This is a genomic window from Bacillus sp. SG-1, assembly GCF_000181495.1.
GTDB lineage: Bacteria > Bacillota > Bacilli > Bacillales > Bacillaceae_B > Rossellomorea.
Map to the genome: position 1 here is coordinate 480,732 of NZ_ABCF01000001.1, position 20,329 is coordinate 501,060.

Annotated in this window: 19 protein-coding genes and 1 pseudogene; 15 read left to right on the plus strand and 5 right to left on the minus strand. The window is 38.6% G+C overall.

The genetic code is table 11. The features are described from left to right. Positions 1-17 precede the first annotated feature (17 nt). On the minus strand, positions 18-599 hold the full coding sequence (gene yfbR / locus BSG1_RS02570; RefSeq protein ID WP_044022233.1) for a 5'-deoxynucleotidase: 582 nt from the start codon (positions 597-599) through the stop codon (positions 18-20). Positions 600-911: 312 nt separating this feature from the next. On the opposite strand from yfbR, the gene BSG1_RS02575 reads away from it, so the two are divergent. Further along, on the plus strand, positions 912-1,343 hold the full coding sequence (locus BSG1_RS02575; protein ID WP_006835258.1) for a hypothetical protein: 432 nt from the start codon (positions 912-914) through the stop codon (positions 1,341-1,343). Positions 1,344-1,374: 31 nt separating this feature from the next. Here the strand turns inward: BSG1_RS02575 and trmL are convergent, their stop codons facing one another. Further along, complete coding sequence (gene trmL, locus BSG1_RS02580; RefSeq protein ID WP_006835259.1) at positions 1,375-1,845, minus strand: tRNA (uridine(34)/cytosine(34)/5-carboxymethylaminomethyluridine(34)-2'-O)-methyltransferase TrmL; 471 nt, start codon at positions 1,843-1,845, stop codon at positions 1,375-1,377. Positions 1,846-2,186: 341 nt separating this feature from the next. On the opposite strand from trmL, the gene BSG1_RS02585 reads away from it, so the two are divergent. The 6 genes from BSG1_RS02585 (at position 2,187) to BSG1_RS02610 (ending at position 8,520) form a co-directional block, all read left to right on the plus strand. Continuing rightward, positions 2,187-3,305: an ROK family transcriptional regulator gene (locus BSG1_RS02585; RefSeq protein WP_006835260.1), complete on the plus strand. Its 1,119-nt coding sequence runs from the start codon at positions 2,187-2,189 to the stop codon at positions 3,303-3,305. An 18-nt stretch (positions 3,306-3,323) separates the two neighbouring features. Then, positions 3,324-4,583, plus strand: coding sequence for an extracellular solute-binding protein (locus tag BSG1_RS02590; protein ID WP_006835261.1), 1,260 nt, complete (start codon positions 3,324-3,326; stop codon positions 4,581-4,583). A gap of 68 nt (positions 4,584-4,651) precedes the next feature. Further along, a complete protein-coding gene (locus BSG1_RS02595) occupies positions 4,652-5,530 on the plus strand; it encodes a carbohydrate ABC transporter permease (RefSeq protein WP_006835262.1) in 879 nt (292 codons plus the stop codon). A gap of 3 nt (positions 5,531-5,533) precedes the next feature. Continuing rightward, the gene (locus BSG1_RS02600) at positions 5,534-6,382 is read left to right on the plus strand and encodes a carbohydrate ABC transporter permease (protein WP_006835263.1); all 849 of its coding nucleotides are present in this window, start codon (positions 5,534-5,536) and stop codon (positions 6,380-6,382) included. Beyond that, entirely contained in the window at positions 6,379-7,110 is a 732-nt protein-coding gene (locus BSG1_RS02605; protein WP_006835264.1) for a glucosamine-6-phosphate deaminase, read from the plus strand. The genes BSG1_RS02600 and BSG1_RS02605 overlap by 4 nt, the downstream gene beginning before the upstream one ends. 612 nt (positions 7,111-7,722) lie before the next feature. Next, a complete protein-coding gene (locus BSG1_RS02610) occupies positions 7,723-8,520 on the plus strand; it encodes a PD-(D/E)XK nuclease family protein (protein ID WP_006835265.1) in 798 nt (265 codons plus the stop codon). Positions 8,521-8,952: 432 nt separating this feature from the next. Here the strand turns inward: BSG1_RS02610 and BSG1_RS02620 are convergent, their stop codons facing one another. Together BSG1_RS02620 and BSG1_RS02625 are read right to left on the minus strand one after the other, a co-directional pair. After that, positions 8,953-10,488, minus strand: a complete 1,536-nt coding sequence (locus tag BSG1_RS02620; RefSeq protein WP_044022234.1) for a metal ABC transporter solute-binding protein, Zn/Mn family — start codon at positions 10,486-10,488, stop codon at positions 8,953-8,955. A 423-nt stretch (positions 10,489-10,911) separates the two neighbouring features. Continuing rightward, a complete protein-coding gene (locus BSG1_RS02625; protein ID WP_044022235.1) occupies positions 10,912-11,103 on the minus strand; it encodes a hypothetical protein in 192 nt (63 codons plus the stop codon). A 390-nt stretch (positions 11,104-11,493) separates the two neighbouring features. Between BSG1_RS02625 and BSG1_RS02630 the strand changes: the two genes are divergently transcribed. The 7 genes and pseudogenes from BSG1_RS02630 (at position 11,494) to BSG1_RS02655 (ending at position 18,629) form a co-directional block, all read left to right on the plus strand. Then, complete coding sequence (locus BSG1_RS02630) at positions 11,494-12,528, plus strand: tetratricopeptide repeat protein (RefSeq protein WP_006835270.1); 1,035 nt, start codon at positions 11,494-11,496, stop codon at positions 12,526-12,528. Positions 12,529-12,592: 64 nt separating this feature from the next. Continuing rightward, complete coding sequence (locus BSG1_RS21260) at positions 12,593-13,108, plus strand: hypothetical protein (RefSeq protein ID WP_232214171.1); 516 nt, start codon at positions 12,593-12,595, stop codon at positions 13,106-13,108. Positions 13,109-13,209: 101 nt separating this feature from the next. Next, entirely contained in the window at positions 13,210-13,995 is a 786-nt protein-coding gene (locus tag BSG1_RS21265) for a M20/M25/M40 family metallo-hydrolase (RefSeq protein WP_232214181.1), read from the plus strand. 290 nt (positions 13,996-14,285) lie between these two features. Beyond that, positions 14,286-14,981 (plus strand): Ltp family lipoprotein, encoded by a 696-nt coding sequence (locus BSG1_RS02640; protein ID WP_006835273.1) that lies wholly within the window; start codon positions 14,286-14,288, stop codon positions 14,979-14,981. 190 nt (positions 14,982-15,171) lie between these two features. Further along, positions 15,172-15,636, plus strand: a pseudogene (locus BSG1_RS02645) (helix-turn-helix domain-containing protein); the annotation flags it as partial. A gap of 222 nt (positions 15,637-15,858) precedes the next feature. Then, on the plus strand, positions 15,859-16,182 hold the full coding sequence (locus BSG1_RS02650; RefSeq protein ID WP_006835275.1) for a nucleoside triphosphate pyrophosphohydrolase: 324 nt from the start codon (positions 15,859-15,861) through the stop codon (positions 16,180-16,182). Positions 16,183-16,184: 2 nt separating this feature from the next. After that, positions 16,185-18,629 carry a DEAD/DEAH box helicase family protein gene (locus BSG1_RS02655; RefSeq protein ID WP_006835276.1) on the plus strand — a complete coding sequence of 815 codons (2,445 nt, stop codon included), beginning with the start codon at positions 16,185-16,187 and terminating at the stop codon, positions 18,627-18,629. A 107-nt stretch (positions 18,630-18,736) separates the two neighbouring features. On the opposite strand, the gene BSG1_RS02660 is transcribed toward BSG1_RS02655, so the two are convergent. Then, positions 18,737-18,991, minus strand: coding sequence for a helix-turn-helix domain-containing protein (locus tag BSG1_RS02660; RefSeq protein ID WP_006835277.1), 255 nt, complete (start codon positions 18,989-18,991; stop codon positions 18,737-18,739). A gap of 88 nt (positions 18,992-19,079) precedes the next feature. Between BSG1_RS02660 and BSG1_RS02665 the strand changes: the two genes are divergently transcribed. Continuing rightward, on the plus strand, positions 19,080-20,282 hold the full coding sequence (locus tag BSG1_RS02665; RefSeq protein WP_044022236.1) for an AIPR family protein: 1,203 nt from the start codon (positions 19,080-19,082) through the stop codon (positions 20,280-20,282). Positions 20,283-20,329: the final 47 nt, after the last annotated feature.

The window sequence follows — 20,329 nt, forward strand, 5'->3', positions numbered from 1 at the left end:
CACACGGATTCCTTTTTTTACTCTGAAATTTCGTCCAAAGTCTTTTCAAAACTTGGCGCAAAGTGTTCGAGAAAATATTCCACTTCAGGCATTTCCAGCCCTTTTATCTTTTCTTCTATTTGCTTTTTAGCAACAACAAATTCTCTATTACCGGCAGATAATTCGGATACACATTTTAGGTAGGCGTCTAAAAGATCTGCGGCTTTAATATATTGAGTCAATTCTTTATCAGACTGATCGGATATGACACTTTTATAAGCTTCTTTTAATTGTGCCGGCGCTTGATTTGTCAGTTTCTCTGCAGCAAGCTCCTCAATGTCCCTGAAATTTTTGAGGATATCACGGTTGTGGTGCTTGACCGGGGTAGGGATATCACCAGTGAATACTTCTGTTACATCATGAAACAAGGATTGAGTTACGGCTTTCTCAGTATTGACTTTTTTATGGAAGACCTCATTTGCGATAGTGCAGAGGCTGTGTGTGAGAAGCGAGACATGAAATGAATGTTCGGCTACGTTTTCCTTCATCACATTCCTCATCAGACTCCAGCGTTCGATGTACCTGAGGCGATATAAGTTTGCTAATAAATGACTTTCCACTATTTTCACTTCCTTAACGATCTAAAAGGCTCTTTTCGAAACTTTGTTGCTATATGATGTGAAATTTAGAATCACGGAACTTACCTTGATAAGCAAGCAAGCCCTTGTACCCAATGGGGCAATCCGGCCCTTTGCATGTTTCCGAAAACAACAATATTTCAAATACAGCTATCTATAAACATATGAAAAAGTTTAAGCCATACACTCAAAATAAGCAAATAGGATACCAGCAGCTGAAGGAAGTTTGATTTTGGAAAATTGAAACTTTAATTGTCTTGAACCGTATAAGGTAGTAACAAAGGAGGAGAGAGTATGTCACCTTTGAAACGTATCTTGTTTTATATCCTGTATATTTCCGTTGTCTTGACTGTGCTTTATTACGGCTTACAGTATGAACATCACCTTCTGGAGAAATCCAAAGAAACATTTACTCTGTCGAGAACACTGCATTGGTATTCAGTCGTATTTTCCATTGTTGTAGGTGTTTTGCTTGCGATTCCCAACCTATTTTACAACCTTTATAAAAATGGAGCTTGGACTTATGATTGGATTAGAAGTGCAATTATAGGAATTCCATCCCTTTTTATAACGCTGGTGCCTGTTCTTTACTGGGTCATTCCTGAGTTGTTTCAGTTCCTCACGGGACAATTCATATACCTTGCCGGCTCAACCGAAATTCTCCCGACAGTGACTGGAATATTGTTTGGCTATACCATGATTTCAAGTCTGAGGGTTAAGGAATAAGCAAAAAAATCTTCCGCATTGGAAGATTTTTTTACGTTAAATGGGGGTATCCCTGCTGACGCAGAGCCTCATAGACCAATATAGCGGCTGTATTTGACAGGTTCAGGGAACGAACATTATCATTCATCGGGATTCTCAAGAAGTGACCGTGATATCTTTCCGGTAAATCTTCAGGTAGTCCTGTTGTTTCTTTCCCGAACATAAAATAATGTTCCTTTGTAACATCACTGAAATCAAAGGAAGAATGAGCTTTTTCGCCGTATGTCTCTATATAGTAAAACTCACCATGGTTTTTTGAAAAAAATTCCTCTAAAGAGTCATAATACGTGATGTTGACAGACTCCCAGTAATCCAAACCTGCCCGTTTAATCATTTTTTCATCTGTTGAGAAGCCAATCGGCCGGATCAAGTGCAAAGCTGTATCCGTTACGGCACACGTAAGGGCAATGTTAGCGGTATTGGCGGGAATTTCTGGTTGATATAGTACTACATTTATCGCCAAGGACGGTCACCTCTATCTCTAATTTTTCCTTTTGTATTATATCATACCATTGAAAGGGATGAAGGGGAGGGGGCTTCAGGGATTGTCAGTGAGCAATTATAGGAATAATAGGACCTTTCCCTCCGTCTCAGAGATATTTTAATTTCTAATGTGCATTTCTTTATAAACGACAGCACTTCCTAATGATAGCGGGTACTACATGGGGGGGCATTTTTTTGTCGAAATTTCTTTATAGTTTAAATTTAAAAAAAGTATCAATAACTAATAACGCTTACACATATATTGTAACTAGTTGGTTTGGTCTGCGAACAAACTATCTATGAACAGATGGAGGTGAAACGTTGAAAAAGGGAGACTATGAATTAATTAAGCAAATTAATCGACGTTTAATTCTATCCGCAGTAAGAAACCAACAGCCTGTATCAAGAGCAGCGTTGTCTAGAGAACTGGGACTGAGTAAATCTACTGTTTCTGGAATTGTAGATGAGCTAATTAAAAAGAAACTTATTATTGAAGAAGGACAAGGTGAATCGACGAAAGAAGGTGGACGTAAGGGCATTCAATTGTTCTTTAATCCAAAATGTTCTTTTGGTATCGGAGTAGATATTGGGGGGACGAAAATCTTACTGGTTGTAACAGATTTGGATGGAGAAATCATATTTAAAGAGGAACATCCAACTGAAAAGAATCCTGAAAAAATCGTGAAGTTAATCTACAACTTCATAGATCGCTCGAACACACCACTTGACCTTATATCTGCGATGGGGATTGGCGTTCCTTCCATTATAAATACGAAAGAAGGAATTGTAGTGGATGCCCCCGCTTTAAAATGGAGGGATTATAGATTCTTAGATTTCCTAAAGGAAAAATTTGAATTTCCATGTTTTCTAAATAATGATGTAAATTGCGCAATGTATGGAGAGTTGAGATTTGGAGCAGGACGTGATTGTTCAGACTTACTCTTCATTGCCATTGGAACAGGTGTAGGCAGTGCGGTTTATGCAAACGGTCAAATTGTAGAAGGAGCAACTTTCTCAGCCGGGGAAATAGGATATCTCGTTGATAAGTCTGATGTTGAAAACGGATACAAGAGAGTTCCTGGAGAGTTTGGTGCTTTTGAAAATAAAACATCAGGAACAGCTCTAACCAAATATGGGATGACTCCAAAAGAATTATTTGATCAATATTATCAAGGAGATAGAGAGGCCCAAGAAATTATTAAAGATTTCACACTAAACTTGGCTATAGCTATTGCGAATGCATCTTGTCTATTAAACTCAAGTAAAGTCATTATAGGCGGAGGCGTTTCACGTTCGATGGTGGGTATTATTCAACACATTCAAAGGCTTGCAAATCAGTGGACCCCATTCTTTGTTGAAATTGAATCATCTCAATTTCAAACAGATGCTGGTGCAATTGGAGCTGTTGCTTATGCTTTTGAAATGCTTGAATCATTATAAAACAAAGGGGAGATAGGTATGAAAAAATGGTTGGCTGTCGTAATGGTATGTTTATTAGTTTTTGGGATGTCAGCGTGTTCTTCCAGCAATGAAAAAACAAGTGGTGAAGGCGTAACTCTTAATGCGCTCTTTATGAAACAGGCGGGGTATAGTGAAGAAGATGTAAAAAACATCACAAAAGAATTTGAAGATAAAAATCCTGGTATCAAAGTAAATCCAACTTTTGTGCCATATGAATCATTAGAACAAAAAATACAAACTTCAGCTAAATCAGGTGGTTATGATGTTGTCATCGTTGATGCTCCATGGACAGCAAAATTCGCGCAGGCCGGATTTGTTAAAGATGTTTCTGACAAGATCTCAGATGACGTAAAATCCGAAGTGTTCCAGGGTGCTTTAGACTCGGTTAGCTATGATGGTAAGAATTATGGAATGCCATGGTTAAATGATACGAAGTATTTATTTTATAACAAAGAGATGCTAAAAAAAGCTGGTTTCGAAAATCCCCCAGAAACTTGGGAGGAACTAATGGAACAGGCGAAGGTGATAAAAGATAAAGGGATTGTTGAATATCCAATTGTTTGGAGTTGGTCTCAAGCTGAGGCATTGGTTTGTGATGTAACCGCTCTAGTAGGTTCATTTGGCGGGTCACTGGTGGATGACAATGGAAAGCCAACTGTCACGTCTTCTGAAAATGAAAAAGCGGTTAATTTTATGGTGGACAGCTTAAGTGATGGAATCTCAAATCCAGAATCTACTCAGTACTTAGAGGAAGATGTACGTGGTGTATTTTCAAGTGGAAAAGCAGCGTTTGCTTTAAACTGGACCTATATGTTCAATATGGCTAATGATGAAAAAGAATCAAGTATAGCCGGCCAAGTTGGTATTTCTCCGGTACCAGGTGCTAATCAAAGCACTGGAAAAAGTGTAAATGGCGGAATGGGATTATCTGTTACATCAGGAAGTAAACACGATGAGGAAGCTTGGAAATATATCGAATACTTATCTTCTAAAGAAGTACAAAAAAATTACGCTAAAAATGCTCTACCTATCTGGAAATCACTATATAAGGATGAAGAAGTTGTGAAAACTGGTCCAGAAGTAGTGGAAGCTTCTAAAACACAATACGAAAATCTTGTCAATCGTCCACGTGTTCCTTGGTATGGAGAGTTCTCAAATGTGATTCAGGTTGAACTTCAAAAAGCATTATTAGGTAGTGAAAAGACATTTGAGGCATTATCAAATATTCAAAATAAAGCCAAAGAAATTACAAATTAATAAATCTAGTAATTCGGATAAAAGGAGGTTACCCCTCCTTTTATTCTTATAAAGGAGGCGAATCAATAATGAAATCTAGAAATGAAAAATGGTTCGCATTATCAATACTATTACCAGCGATCATAATTGTTTTCGGAGTCGTTTTAATTCCACTAATTCAAACGTTCATTTTCACGTTTAAGGATATGAAGTTAATTTCTGCTACCTACGATCAATTCCTCGGATTAGCTAATTATATTGAAATACTCTCTGATGCAGAGTTTTGGAGCACCGTGGGAAGAACAGGATATTTCACGGTTGTTTCCTTAATAGTGGAATTATCACTGGGAATTCTAATTGCTTTATTAATAAATGAAAATCTCAAAGGAAGAGCTTTCTTGCGAACTGTCATTATTCTTCCGTGGGCTGTTCCCACAATCGTTAATGGTGCTTTATGGAAGTGGATTTATCATCCAGAGTATGGGGCATTAAATGCATTGTTTAGTCAGTTGGGGGTTATTAGTGAATACAAATCCTGGCTCGGAGACCCATGGTTAGCGATGAATATGATTATCTTTGCAGACGCTTGGAAAATGACGCCGTTAGTTGTCATGTTTATGCTTGCGTCTATGCAAATGGTTAATAAGTCTATGTACGAAGCTGCTGTGGTGGATGGAGCTGGTCCATTAGAGCGTTTTCTTCATCTCACATTGCCACATTTAAAACCTACTATTCTTGTAGTATTGGTCATGAGAACGATGGAGATGTTTAAGGTGTTCGATATCATTTATGCGACGACTCGTGGAGGGCCGGCAAATGGGACGTTAACCTTAACTTACGATGCCTACTTAAAAGCTTTCGTTGAATTAGACTATTCCAAAGGTGCTACCATCTCTTATTTGATAGCATTCTTTGTCATTATTCTAACGATAATCTATGTAAGAATCATGAAAGAGAAAGGAGCGTAAGGAATGAAAACTAACAAATGCTTTCGCCTTATTCAATATATATTTGGAATTATTGTCGTTTTCTTTACCCTTGCTCCTTATGTTTGGTTATTTATATCAAGTGTTTCTTTTCAAAAAGACTTAACGACAGTTCCGCTACGATGGATTCAACCAGATTTAACTTTTAGTAGATATATAGAGATTTTCACGAATCCAGACAACCCAGTTGCGTATACGTTTAAACAAGCTATGGGGAATTCAATCATTATTGGAATTTCTTGTATGACTATTTCTTTAGTGGTTGGCAGCCTAGCTGCTTATGCAGTTGCAAGGCTAACATTTCCATTTCAGAAGTATTTAGTATTTATGTTTCTCTTTACCTATATGATTCCGCCGGTAGTTATTGTCATTCCTTTATATTTACTTTTTAGTCAGTTGGGGTGGTTAGATTCTAAAGGAACTTTGATTCTATTAAATTTAACATTCATTATTCCGTTTACCATTTGGGTAATGCAATCCTATTTTAAATCGTTCTCAAAAGAAATGGAGGAAGCAGCATTTATCGATGGATGCAGCCGTCTTCAGGCACTTTGGTATGTTGTAATACCAATCATTAGACCAGGGTTAATGGCAACGGCTATTCTTTCATTTTTATTAAGTTGGGAAGAATTTTTCTACTCATTACTCTTTACTTCATCACTAGAAGCAAAGACGATTTCGGTAGCGATAGCAGAATTTAGTGGGAAAAATGCCGTAGATTATGGAATGATAGCAACAGGAGGTATATTGGCAACATTACCTCCATTAATTATTATTATTTTATTTCAAAAACACTTAGTCACCGGTATGACGGCAGGAGGAGTGAAAGAATGAATATTAAGATCTATACAAATTACGAAGAAATGTCAAAACATGCATGTCAGATTATCATTGACCAAGTGAAACAGAATCCCTTTTCTGTATTTGTTATTCCAGGGGGAAACACACCCGCACGAATGGTTGACTTCTTAGTAGATGCTTATAAGGAAAATAAGGTTAGTTTTAAAAAATGTACTTTCATAGGATTAGATGAATGGGTGGGCTTAGGAAAAGAGAATGAAGGAAGTTGTCAGCATTTCTTGTTTACTAATTTGTTCAGCCAAATTGATGTTAATCCAGAAAATCTAATTTTCTTTGATGCAACATCGGAAAATTTAAATTTCGAATGTGAAAAGATAGATAAGAAAATTAAAGAACTTGGTGGAGTAGATATTATGGTATTAGGAATAGGTTTAAATGGACACCTAGGATTTAATGAGCCAGGCATCTCTTTTGAGAAACAGAGCCATATTATTGATTTAGATGAAACAACAACATCTGTTGGTAAAAAGTATTTTTCCGAAAATAGTGTTCCTAATAGAGGAATCACGCTGGGGATCGGGAATATACTTGATGCAAAGAAAATTCTTTTACTAGCTAATGGAAAAGAAAAATCAAAAATACTGAAGAAAGTAGTAGATACTGACCCAACTGAAGCTATTCCAGCAACTGTTTTGAAACTTCATAAAGATGCTGAAGTTTTTTTAGATGAAGGGGCGGGGCAATATTTAGTTGTGGATTGACCATTTGGTATTCTTGGTACACAGGTTTACCACAATTTGTAATGTGACCTATCATCCAAATTGCAACTGTAGGTTTTAGCGTTTTTGAGCCGAGCATAACAAAGGGGACAGGTAAGATTCCCATTGTCTTATACCCCTTTCCTCAAAATAGAACAAAGTACTAACCCCTGGCTTAATGAATATCATGACAACAAACTTTCTATAGCTGAAAAAAACCGAGAGGCACCATTTCCATAAAGTAGAGCTTGTTTGGCGGCATGATTAAGATTCCCATTGGCCCGGGATAGAAGCGGAAAATCAAAAAGGCGGTTGTTTAGGTTAACAAAATAGCTTAACAATACTTATGCATAGCAAAGATCACCCAAATTCAGGTCTAAACAATGGCTATTAGCAAGTCGTGAGTTTGGGTGCCTTTTTACTTGTTATTTCATATATAATTCTAAGCCTAGTTTCAGACAGGCTTAAGAAAGCGCAAAGGCATATCTAATCAGAAGGCTTGTGAATTTTTTGTTTTAAGAAAGGCCATATATTTTTGAAATATTGAAATCTGATGAGCGGAAATATAGAACTATATTAAGTTAAAAATTCTACAATGAATGAGGCAGGAATGATATGAACACTATTACATTACTAAATAGCTTTTACCGGGAAGATGTAATTTCAGATCTGATCTGTCATCTGATCAATCATGAAAGTGAATTTGCCAGTTGGTTTGCTAAGCACATCTGTGAAGTATCAAATACTAATGCTGAGTTTGTTGCAAGGACACGTATTGGACTGGGAAGAGGGATAGGTACGCCTGATTTAGTGATTGAGAGAAGGCAAAACGCAGAAACAGACCTAATTATTGTTATCGAAAATAAACTAGGTACTCTTGAAGGGGAGGAACAAACAAATAGATACGCCTCCGAGGAAGGGGTGAAGAAGCTGCGCACTGCACTTCAGGCTGGCCCCGATACTCCGATGGTATATTTGTTTCTAACATTAGATCCGTTCACCCCCGCAGCAAACCCATCCTTCAAGAAAAAGGACTTCCAGGAGTTCATTGATGTGAACTGGGATGAGATGATCAGGGATGAAGCGGCAAGAAAGGTTATCTCCGATTATACTGCATTGCTAAAAGAGTTCTATGAACCTATTACTACAACCGAAACGACGGATGTTGTTTCTACAAAGTATAAAGAAATCAATTCATTACAGAGGAAGTTAATTTGGATTAAGTTCCTTCAATCTCTTCAGCATTCCCTTCCTGGTAAACTTTCAATGACATTCGGGGAGGCAGGAGGTTTCGGAAGAAATGCCACCGTCTTTCTATTCAGTAAAAAAGACTGGGTGCGAAATAACTTTGATGGCAACAAATTAAACGCCGATTCCATTCCGTCCTTTTCGAGCTGTCGATCGACTTGTTAAACTCCAGTGCAGTTACTGATTTTGCCCTGCATTATGAACCCAACCCATATAAACCGAAGAAGGAATATATAAAGGTAGATGGATACATCGAATATGTGCAACTTCGTGAGGGAAGGACAGCATTTTTTCATCAAGGCATTAACAAACTAAATCAAAATGAAGGCTATATCAAAAGAAAGGGAAGTAACTCGATTTAAAAATCAATCTTAACAAAAGTGATAGATTTGAAAATGTAATTAATGAATTAATGGCAAGCATGGAGAAGCTATCTCCACTTGTGGATGAGATGCCGGAGTTAAAGAGTTTGCATTAGATAGTTGATAGGAAAGGGGTGTGACCCACCAAGTCCTGCATCTGTATAAAAATATCCGTTGCCCAAAAGAAAGGGACAACGGATACTTTGTGCACTGTACTTTAAGTTTGTATGGAGGTTTAATGCGCCATCATTTCATCCGCGATTTCCTCACCGCTTAAGTCAGATGGATAATAGGTAGGCCAGTTAGTGACTTCATTCAGCAGCGCTTCCCGGTCATCTCCCCAATACAAGTGATAGTGGTGGGAATCCGTTGGGAAAATACTGTGATCACTAAACTGGATATAGTTCGGCATATTTCCTTCATGTTCTTCATCTAGTTTGAAGATAAAGCGCACACCAGAATTTCCAGCTTCATAGGTTAGAATTTCATACCCGTCATAGACATAGCTTCCAGATGACCTTTCACCATCTTCAAAGAAAGTGAACTTGTCTCCATCAATAATGATGCGCTCGACGTCTGTTTTGTACCCAATCGAATAATACTCTTTATATTCTTCTGCCGTCTTATCGCCGTCTTCAGCTTTGTGAGCAAATACTTCATCAAGAGTGCCATTCAGCAAATAAGGGTAAACGGATTGCCAGTCGCCTTCCCAGTCCGATAACGCGCGGTCCTTGATTTGATCATCTTCAAAGTACCCATCATAAATCTTCAGCGCTTCTTCATCCAATTCATGGCTGTGATCATGGTCGTCTTCTTCCGGTTCGATTGCAGGTGCCTGTTCCAACGCTGTAAGCAACTGTGCCAGGTTATGTCTCATCAGTGTAAAATAATCTTCATCTGCGCTAATATCTTCTTCTGTCAGTACAGACAGGTTATGAAGCCTGAGTGTTTCTGCACCTATTTCTTTCCTTACAACTTCAGCTATTTTCGTCGTAATGTTCTGCTCAAAAAAAACGTGCTTCAATTCGTATTCTTTAGCTGTCTCTACAAGTGTCTGCAGTTCTTTCTGAGACGGTTCCTCCGTCGGGCTCAATCCACTAACGGCAAGCTGGTGGACATCGTAAGCTTCTTCCCAATAGCCATATGCAGCATGGGAGACGATAAAGTGATTGCCTGAAACTGTTCCCAGCTCAGCAGCAAACTCCTGGTTAAGCTCTTCAAGATCATTCTTGAGAGTTTCAAAGTTTTCATTGAATAGCGTTTCTTCTTCAGGTTTCATTTCTACTAATAAATCCTTAATGTTCGCAGCTAATTCAATCGAGCGGATCGGATCGAGCCAAATGTGGGGATCATAATCGCCGTGGTCATGATCATCTCCATGATCGTGGTCGTGGGCTCCTTCGCTGAGCTCAATCCCTTGGGAAGCCTCAAGGATCTTCACATCTTCACCTTCTACAGCCTCCGCGGTTTTTTCAGCATAAGCCTCCAGGCCGGCACCGTTCATGATAAATGCATCTGCTTCAGCTATAGACATGACGTCTTTGGAAGTGGGTTCATATGTATGTGAGTCAGATCCTGGCGGCAGGATGGATTCTATCTCAGCTTCATCTCCTGCAATCCGTTCAGCAAAAAACTGCAGGGGATATACCGTGGTGAAAATTTTCAGCGGATCAGTTGAAGGTTCCTCGCTGTTAATCTCCTTTTTTTCTCCACATGCAGCAAGGGTAAAGACTATTATTATACTAAATAAAATCATCCATTTTTTCTTCATATGTATCCTCCTTTTTAATTCGCACAAAGTAATATATCGTAATTATTACGATTTGTAAATAGTAATGATTTTGATTTACTGAGAAAAAGTCGGCACTTATAATTGTTTTCATGTAACAAAAGGAGGTTGAGATTGAGGAGTTGCCCAACAAATGTCTCATAACTGGATTATATAATAGGGGGTAGGCGAATCTGTGTGTTCGCACGGGTATTAAAGCGTCTGTGTATTTAAGCTTAAAGGGAGGGACTTTTCAAAAACATGGGTTCTGAGTGAGGGGGGGGAATTTAGAAGACAGATAGAGGTACCATTAAATAAGTAATGTACCAAGGGGATACAAGAGAATCTCTCCGGAAGATTTAATTTAATTTGTATCACGTTTAGAAAAGAACATAGTCAGTAATCCAGTGGGATATATATTTGCCTTCACCCCCTTCTCCATTGAACAGTGAACTCGTATACTATCTTCGCAGTTTCAAGAGCATCATATCCTTCTGCTTCTATCTCACCACAATCACTCTTCGCATAGTATTGGCCATCTTTCGTTTCCTTAACGCTAACTGTCACTTTCGGTATTTCCTTATTGCCAGGAACGATTAGCATTCCAAACCAATTCATTTGATCACTCCCCCTAGCTTGTATTTTACCAGTATATTCAAAGACTAAGAGGGAATTCACGATATTTTAGGAGGGGAGTGGAGGGGAACAGCTTCATTAATGTAGGTTAATCGGGATGAGGCGGAGTGTCTCTAATTTCATTTAGAGAACAGGATAAATCTTCGAAGTGTCACGGTGACATTTAATCCATTTCATGCATCAATTTCCTTATGCTGTTTAGGTGAAGGACGGTGAATGAAGGGGATACCAGGCTTTATAATTCCGTGAAAATGTGTAGATAGACGGCATTCATTAGTTTGCAAAAAATGTCGATAATCCCTGAACAGGAATTTAACAAATCATGCTGAATATTTATCTCGTAAGACAAATAACTAGAAGAAGGTGTTTCGAGTGCCCGCAAGATATAAAACAATTGAAGACCTACTGGATATTGAGTCGGAGCTGAAGGAAAAGATTAAGAATGAAGAAGATCAATCTTATTATCAACTCATCAGTGTATACAGGAGCCTTTACCGTCGAATATCAAAAGAGAGAAACAATGATTACCGGGACAGTCTTCCGCAGATCAAAAATAAGCTCATCCATCACCTCGTTGTCCATGGGACGTACTTAAAGACGGTTTACCAGCAGGACGACTATACAGCTGAGAGAACCTTGGAGGAAGCTCTCAGTCTTGATGAAAATCTTCCCATTGCAAACTACCGTCTGGGATTTCTTAAGTATAAACAGAAAGACTTTGCCAGAGCCCTGCTGTACTTTCAAAACGCGCTTACCTGGCAGGAAAGTGAGGACAATTTGAATTATAAAATGAATGAGCAGCAGCTGTATAATTGTCATTTATACTTGTCAAATTGCGGTCTGTTCATTGCCAAGGAAGCCCAGGAAAATCTGGATAAGCTCCACTATGATTCTGCAAAACTCCCTAATTATGAGTTGTCACCTTTGTTTGAATTGCTCTCTACCAATGAAGAGTACTTGAGAGGTCATGAGTACTGCTTCATCACGGAAGGGGAAAAGAAGTACTGCAGTCAGGAAAGATGCCATATGTATCGTGAAGAGACGAGGAACACGGTTGTGTTGGATTTTGCTCAACGAGAATTGTCTCTGTATTTTAATGGGCAGAGAATATCCTTAAGCAAGAATCAGGCTGAAATTCTAAGAAACTTCATGCTCGAGAGCACCAGCGACCACCCTTTGGTCAGGCATGATTTCAGTGACATCATCTCTGTTTACAAGGAAACAGGTGAAGTGAAAAAGAATACATTTACTCAGAATGTGAACAGGATTACCAACAAGCTAAAGGCTGATGGAATGCCGGAAATGCTGACAAACAAGAATGTAAAAGACGAAACCGGGTATTTCTTCAATCCAAAATACCCCTACATCATACTCCACCGCAATGACGATTCCCTGCTCATCGACTGATGACAGGGGTGTCATCGCCCTTTTCGTATGCTTAAGCTACAAACGAAAGGGAGATGATGAGATTATGAAAAAAACATGGAATCAATTATTCGTAAGACATGGATGGTTACTGGCCGAGAAAGAAGAAAACATCTTTGACTGCAGCAATGAAACAGAAGGCAATATTGAATTCTTAATGAAGAGCCTGGAGTCATTACAAGTCAGCTTTTCCATATTTAATAGAGAATTAATCATTAATTCTAATCAAATTACAGAAAGAGAGTGGATTGAAGCAATTGACTATGAAGGGCGCGGGCGTGTCGAAGGACTTTGGTTCAGGCCGGGAGCTGACCAGCCGAAAATAGGAGAGCTCGACACCTATATCAGCGGTATTGTGCGACAGTTGAATCGATTAGGGTTTCATACCATGGGATCTTGTGATGGACATGGAGAAGAGCGGCACATCTTATGGTCACGAAGGAAAAAGATATTGAAGAGTTGGCCGGTCTATTACTGGCACTTGGAAACAAAAGAATCTATTGGAGAGAACAACGGAACAGCTACCATCTATCACTTCACCTGGACCGTCCACAACTTTTAGATCTTGCTGAAAAACTGAATCTAATACAAGAAAAATGGCTGGATCAAGGTATTGATTTCATCAAAGAGAAATTATTTAAGTGTCAAGTGGAGCAATTGCTGATGACACCGGGATCGAGCGGGAACGAAGGAAAAATAAGAAACTATGTGGCAGAAAAACTGAAACCCCTGGTTGACCATATTACGATAGACCGTGCAGGGAACATACTTGCGGAGAAAACCTGCAAAGGCGGACATGGACCCGTCATACTGTTAAATGCTCACTTGGATACTGTAGTTGAAATTGAAAGTGACCGGGAAATTATTAAAGACGGTAACATCTGGTCGAGCAGTAATGGAATACTAGGTGCAGATGACCGCGCAGGCGTTGCAGTACTCCTTCATATTGCCGAATACCTTAATACCCCTTCCTCCTCTTTCAGCGGAAAAGTGAAATTTATCTTCACCGTTGAAGAGGAATGCGGTCTGGTGGGAGCCAGACAAGTAGATGATTACTTCCTCTGGAACACCGATGCGGCCATCGTCGTCGACCGCCGGGGAACAGGAGACATCGTCACTTCATGTGGAGGGTATATCCCCTTCTGCCATCCTGCTTACGGAGCTTTCTTTGAAGAAACAGCTGGTGAAGAGGGCTTATATGGATGGAAAACCACTCTAGGCGGGAGCAGCGATACAAGAATTTGGGCATCCCATGGTATCCAAAGTGTGAACCTTTCAGTTGGGTATTCCCATGAACATACTGATCTGGAAAGTCTGGATGTGGAGGCGTGCTACCGAACAGCTAAGCTGATAGAAGGTGTGTTTAAGAGAGGGAGAGAGCTTAAGGGGGTTCTGCGTCAAATTAAACGGGAAGAGAACATTAATACGATTGTTAATAAAGTAGTTTGATATTATGTGAAGCGTTAGAGCCTTCCTGTAAATTCGCAGGAGGGCTTTAGCTATTTTTTTTTTTTTTTCGGTTTAGATTTACTTTATCATGACTCAACCTTGCAAACAAAACCTTGCTATACATCTCATTGAAATGATTAAAATTCGTCTTTTAAACTATAAATTTTAACTAAAAGTCTTCATTACCTGTGAGGAATTTTTTCCTTCCATTTTTAAGGTAATGCAAGCTTAGATTGGTATAGTTGTGATATACTAAAATCTGGAAAGTGAATAATTAGGAGGTGTAGAAAGTGTCAAAACAAAAGCAAAAAAAGCCGTTTTATAAGAGATGGTGGGTTTGGGTGCTTGCAATTTTTATCATTGGAGCTACTGTGAACGGAAATGATAGTGATACAGCTGACGCAGACAAAGATGAAAACAGACCAGCTGAAGCAGAAACAGCAAGCGTTGAACCAAAGGAAGAAGAAGCGGAACCGAAAGAAGAAACAGAAAAAGAGGAGCCAAAAGAAGAAGCAAAGGTAGAGGATAATGTTCCTACCGATCATAAATCAGCCTTGAAAAAAGCCGAAGTATATGCCGAAACAATGAACATGTCCAAAAAAGGTATTTTTGAACAGCTCACTTCAGAATATGGTGAGAAATTCTCTGAGGAAGCCGCAAACTATGCAATGCATAACCTTGAATTTGATTGGAAAGAAAACGCCTTAAAGAAGGCTGAATCCTATTCAGAAACAATGCATATGTCAAAGCAAGGGATCTATGAGCAGCTAATTTCTGAGCACGGTGAAAAGTTCACTGAGGAAGAAGCCCAATATGCAATTGACAATTTGGAAGCCGATTTTAAGAAGAATGCTTTGGAAAAAGCGAGAAATTACCAGGAAACAATGAGCATGTCGCCAGAAGCAATAAGAGACCAACTGACTTCTGAATACGGAGAAAAATTCACTCAGGAAGAGGCGGATTACGCTATTGAGAGTTTGAATTAATGATATAAAACACTTTCGCCTCATTACCTGGTGAAAGTGTTTTCTTAATTATGGCAGGAGGTGCGTCTTTAAAAGGTGGCTCTATTATATTTGTTGGGGTATGTTTTAAGGCAAAAAAATACACGCAAGCTCCCATATCTTTTACACTTGAATTGACTAGAAACAAGAAAAAGATAGGAGTTGCGTGTAAATGCATTTTAACATGGTTTTGCCTGGATTAGAAGGGGTTAAGATTTCAAAAGCTGAGGAAGTGGGAGAGGCATTCCATCTCCATATTGAATTGGCAAAAAGAAAGCATCAGTGCCCATCCTGTAGAAACTGGACCTGTAGGGTCCACGACTATCGGCTTCAAAAGATTCAACACCTTAAGCTTTTTGAGCGTACATCTTATTTGTATTACCGCAAACGTAGGTACAGCTGTCCTTGTGGGAAACGTTTTGCAGAAGATAATATGTTTGTTCAACGATATCAAAGACATACAATTGAGTGGAATCAAGCCTTAGGCCTCCGAGTGATTCAGGGAAAGAATTTTAAAGATACAGCGCGACAGTTCCGCACGTCTCAATCTACGGTCATACGGCAGTTTGATCAAATCTCTGTCTCTCGTCTAAAAGAGGTTGAAAAGCTTCCGTCTGTCATCGCTATTGATGAATATATTAAAAGGAATTCATGTTGGTTAAGAAGTAGGAGCAAGCACTCCTATCCCAACGTTTGACTTAAAACCTAAAAGGTCCTTCGAGAGATCAATAGTGGTTGAGCAAGTAGCGGAAAAACAAGAGAATGAAGAGATATACCTCAGTTCGCTCTTTTTAGTATGATTTGGTAAAATAAAAAGGAAGTTTTTATAATAATCATATTATATTTTGGAGGAATCCATATGCCTACATACAACAAACTAGTACGTGACAAAATTCCAGAAATCATTGAATCAAACGGAAAGAAATTCTCAACAAGAATCCTTACCGACGAAGAATACATAAAAGAATTGAAGAATAAAAGCTTTGAAGAACTTGAGGAATACCGTGATGCAGAAACGAGGGAAGACGCTATGGAGGAGTTGGCAGACCTGATGGAGATTGTCCATGCATTTGCCAAATCTCATGATACAACTCTTGAGGAAGTAGAAGAGATCCGTCGTAAGAAGGCAGAAAAAAGAGGAGCATTTAAAGAAAAGATCTTTTTAATAGAGGTAGAGGATTAATAATGTCTGAAATTCAGTTAATCACATCGCATCTTGGAACAACAATCAAAGAAAAGATCCAGTCAGCGAAGTCTGTTTATATACTGACTTCTTTCTCAATGAAATCAGGTGTACGGTACTTGAAGAATGCCTTGAAGATAGCGGCAGATCTACAGGCAGACATCAAGTTGTTGACCGGTGACTATCTGCATATCACCCAGCCGGAGGCACTTCATGAACTCCTGTCCATAGATGATCGTATTGAAATTCGTTTATGGAAGAGCGGGGGAGTGGCATTTCATCCTAAAGCCTATCTGATTGAAACATCAGAAGGAGAGTTCCTAGTTGTTGGATCATCGAACCTCTCTTCATCAGCATTGACAGAAGGTGTAGAATGGAACCTTGCTGTCCAGCATAACAAGGAATTGTTTGAGGAAGTACAGGAACAGTTTATGCGTCTCTTCTATAATGAGAAGACAGTGTCTGTTAATAAAGAAACACTAAAGGAATATGAAACAGAATATAAAAAGTATCATGAAAAATATCCTAACTTGATCCGCAAATGGACCGAGCAGGAAGAAGTCGAAGCAATGCTTCCTGAGGATGAAGAAAGATGTAAAGATGCAGATGTAATTCATGAAGAAAAAGGTGAGTACGGGACTGTTGAACCAAGGTTTGCTCAAATAGAAGCTCTTGAAGAATTGGATAAAACCTATGAAGAGGGCTACAGGAAAGCAATGGTTATTATGGCAACAGGACTAGGAAAAACGTACCTTGCAGCCTTTTTTGCACAGCAACGGTTCAAAAGAGTGCTGTTCATTGCCCACAGAGAAGAAATTCTCCATCAAGCAGAGAAATCATTCAACATTGTCATGCCTGAAGCCTCAAAAGGTATCTATAATGGAAGAACGAAAGAAGGAGAGGCAGATTTCGTCTTTGCTTCAGTATTTACCTTAAGCATGAAGAAACACCTTCAGGCATTCAACCCGGACAGTTTTGATTTGATTGTCATAGATGAATTTCATCACGCAGCTGCTGACTCCTACCAGCGGCTCCTATCTTACTTTCAACCGGAATTTCTTCTAGGAATTACCGCAACGCCTGACCGCAATGACAACCGTGATGTATATGCATTATGTGAAGGAAATGTTGCTTTTAAGATGGACTTTCTGGAAGCCATTCAGAGACATTGGCTCTCTCCGTTCCAATACTTTGGTGTATATGATGAAACCGATTATTCGCAAATCAGATGGGTTGGTAACAGATATGATGAGGAGCAGTTATTACAAGTTCAGTTGAGAGAAGAAATGGCCGAGAATATCATCAATGCCTGGGAAAAATATAAACAAACCAAATCTCTTGTGTTTTGTTCATCTATCAGGCAGGCTGTGTTTTTATCTGACTATTTTAACAAAAAAGGATACCAGACAGTAAGCCTTCATTCACAGCAAAAAAATATTAGTAGGAAAGAAGCCATCAGGCAACTTGAAGATGGAATTCTTGATGCAATCTTCACTGTTGATCTATTTAATGAAGGGGTGGATATACCAGCTGTTGACACACTGCTGTTTGTCCGCCCGACAGAATCCCTGACCGTTTTTACCCAGCAAATAGGACGTGGGCTGAGATTGCATTCATCCAAAGAATACTGTGTCATCATAGATCTTATCGGTAACTACCGTCATGCAGATGTGAAGCTTTCCGTCTTTGACCAGGAACTTGAAGGTAAAAGGAAAAAGGGAGAAGCGCTCCCGACCGTTCCTGAGAGTTGTGCGTTTGAAATTGATGTCAAAGCTATCAATTTGATTAATGAAATGGCACGCAAACAGCAGCCGCGAAAGCAGCAGTTACTTGCTGCTTACCGAGACGTAAAAAAGGATTTAGGCAGAAGACCGACCTACCTGGAGATGCACCTAAAAGGTCCAATGGGAGCCAAACCTTATTATGATGAATGGAAATCCTATCATGCATTCCTGGATTGCGCAGATGAACTCACAGAGCGAGAAGAGGAAGTTTTCTTAAAGTTTGAAGAGTGGCTTAGAGAAGTAGAGAAAACAGGGATGGCCAAGAGCTATAAAATGGTCTTATTGTCTGCAATGCTAGAAAGAGGGACCGATCACTGGAATGACCCAATTACTCCTGAAGAAGTAGCACCATACTTTCATCACTACCTTACAAGTGAAGAATATCGTAAGAGGATCGATTTCTCAGATAAATCATCACAGCAGCTTTGGGAATATGATGAGAAGAAGGTTGCGAATCTAATTAAGAAAATGCCGATGACCATGTGGAGTGGAAGTTCAAAAGGATTAATTAAACTTGAAAACAACGAGTTTGATGTGCAAGTTTTTCCTGAAGAGCAAGATAAGGATTTATTATATGAGTTTACTAAAGAAATCTGTCAATACAGACTTCATTATTTCTTCCAAAGACGTGAAGATTTGAAAGGTAAATCAGAAAAAATATAAAAATCCATATAAACTTAAAATATTTCAAGCTCTATAGGCAGATTCCCAAGTGGTTTTTATAAAAGGGCACTGCCTATAAGTTCTTTTTCAAATGTTCTCTTGGTGTTCTAAGAATGATGACCTTCACTATTATTCTCTAACATTTCTTCTAATTCTATAAAAAGATCGCGGTATTTGATTCCAAAGCCGCCGCAGACTTTCTCAATAAAAGCCAGAGTTACACCGTTTTCCCCTCGCTCGACTCTACCATAATGCTTTTCATTAATATCCGAGAGTTCTGCAATAGTTTCTTGTGTTAAGTTATTTTGTTTTCTTTTTTTCACAAGCCATAATCTAAATGCATCAGAAAGTGATATAGCCAAATGAATTCCTCCTATACCGCATTTGTGCGGTTTTCGTTTAGGGATTTACATTATACAATGAAATTAACAAAAAAAGGAGATGATGTATATGCAAAAAGAAAAATTAGTTTTAAGAATTAAATCTGTTGGTTATCGTCATATCCCAAACCCTTACGGTGAATATGACGAAAATAAAATCTTAAACCCTCAAACTTATCAGGCATATGTAGATGTTAAAGATATACCAGATAACTTTCCAATGGAAACAAATCCTCGGGAGCAAAAATTGAACACAAAGACAGCTAAAAGTATAAAAGACTCATTAATTGATGAGTCAGATCTGAATTTCCAACTTAAGAATAGGGGAATTCTCTTAACTGCAGAAAGTGTGACGTATGATTCGCATAAAAAAGAGATGGTCATTACAATGTCAGATATGACTTATCATGGAAATGTAGACGGAGGACATACTTACAAGTTAATTAAACAACATAAAAACGATGTTAATGGACCAAAATATGTAAAAATCGAAGTAATAACCAATAGTGAAGATATTTTCCAGGAATTAGCAGCTGCGCGAAACACTTCTGTACAAGTACAGGATAAATCAATAGCTGAGTTAGAAAATAAATTCTTCTTGTTAAAAGACAGCATGCCAAGAAATATTGTTAACGAAATAGCCTTCAAAGAAAATGACATTAAAAGGATACCGGTTGAGAATATCATAGCTATACTGTCATGTTTTGATATTTCTGCTTATGGGGATAATAATCAACCAGTTTCTGCATATTCCGCAAAGGGTACTATGATAAAAAGATATTTAAAGTATTTCAAGGAATATGAAGAGGTTAAGCAATACGGAAATCCTTTTCATGCAATGAAAAATATTATTCCATCGATTTTGGACTTATATGACCACTTGGAATGTAATATATCTAATTATTATGTTAAGGGTAGTAAAAACGGAAGGTTCGGTGCTGTAAAAGGTGTCAAGACTGGAAATCTGAAAAGTGAGTTGTATGGAAATAAAATTGACCATGGTACACCGAAAGGGCTAATCTTACCTATAGTAGCGGCTTTTAGAACACTTGTGAAAGAGGATGCTAAAACAGGATACTATACTTGGAAAGCAGACCCTATAAAGTATCTTGAAATATTAGGGCCGGATTTAGTCTACTCAACTGTCGAGCGCTCACGAACTCTTGGAAATAATCCAAATGCTGCCGGTAAGGACGCGCAACATTGGAAATCGCTTTACTTTGAAGTGAATAATAAATATTTAAATGATAGATTAGCAGAACTAGATGCATGATGAAGACCTGAGAGCTTTAATAAAAAAAGAATGGGCTTAAGTTGTCC

Bases quoted from the DNA above. Each gene is read 5' to 3' on its own strand.
- BSG1_RS02575 (WP_006835258.1), top strand. From the start codon at position 912: ATGTCACCTTTGAAACGTATCTTGTTTTATATCCTGTATATTTCCGTT.
- BSG1_RS02590 (WP_006835261.1), top strand. From the start codon at position 3,324: ATGAAAAAATGGTTGGCTGTCGTAATGGTATGTTTATTAGTTTTTGGG.
- BSG1_RS02595 (WP_006835262.1), top strand. From the start codon at position 4,652: ATGAAATCTAGAAATGAAAAATGGTTCGCATTATCAATACTATTACCA.
- BSG1_RS02600 (WP_006835263.1), top strand. From the start codon at position 5,534: ATGAAAACTAACAAATGCTTTCGCCTTATTCAATATATATTTGGAATT.
- BSG1_RS02605 (WP_006835264.1), top strand. From the start codon at position 6,379: ATGAATATTAAGATCTATACAAATTACGAAGAAATGTCAAAACATGCA.
- BSG1_RS02610 (WP_006835265.1), top strand. From the start codon at position 7,723: ATGAACACTATTACATTACTAAATAGCTTTTACCGGGAAGATGTAATT.
- BSG1_RS02620 (WP_044022234.1), bottom strand. From the start codon at position 10,488: ATGAAGAAAAAATGGATGATTTTATTTAGTATAATAATAGTCTTTACC.
- BSG1_RS02625 (WP_044022235.1), bottom strand. From the start codon at position 11,103: ATGAATTGGTTTGGAATGCTAATCGTTCCTGGCAATAAGGAAATACCG.
- BSG1_RS21260 (WP_232214171.1), top strand. From the start codon at position 12,593: ATGAAAAAAACATGGAATCAATTATTCGTAAGACATGGATGGTTACTG.
- BSG1_RS21265 (WP_232214181.1), top strand. From the start codon at position 13,210: ATGACACCGGGATCGAGCGGGAACGAAGGAAAAATAAGAAACTATGTG.
- BSG1_RS02650 (WP_006835275.1), top strand. From the start codon at position 15,859: ATGCCTACATACAACAAACTAGTACGTGACAAAATTCCAGAAATCATT.
- BSG1_RS02655 (WP_006835276.1), top strand. From the start codon at position 16,185: ATGTCTGAAATTCAGTTAATCACATCGCATCTTGGAACAACAATCAAA.
- BSG1_RS02665 (WP_044022236.1), top strand. From the start codon at position 19,080: ATGCAAAAAGAAAAATTAGTTTTAAGAATTAAATCTGTTGGTTATCGT.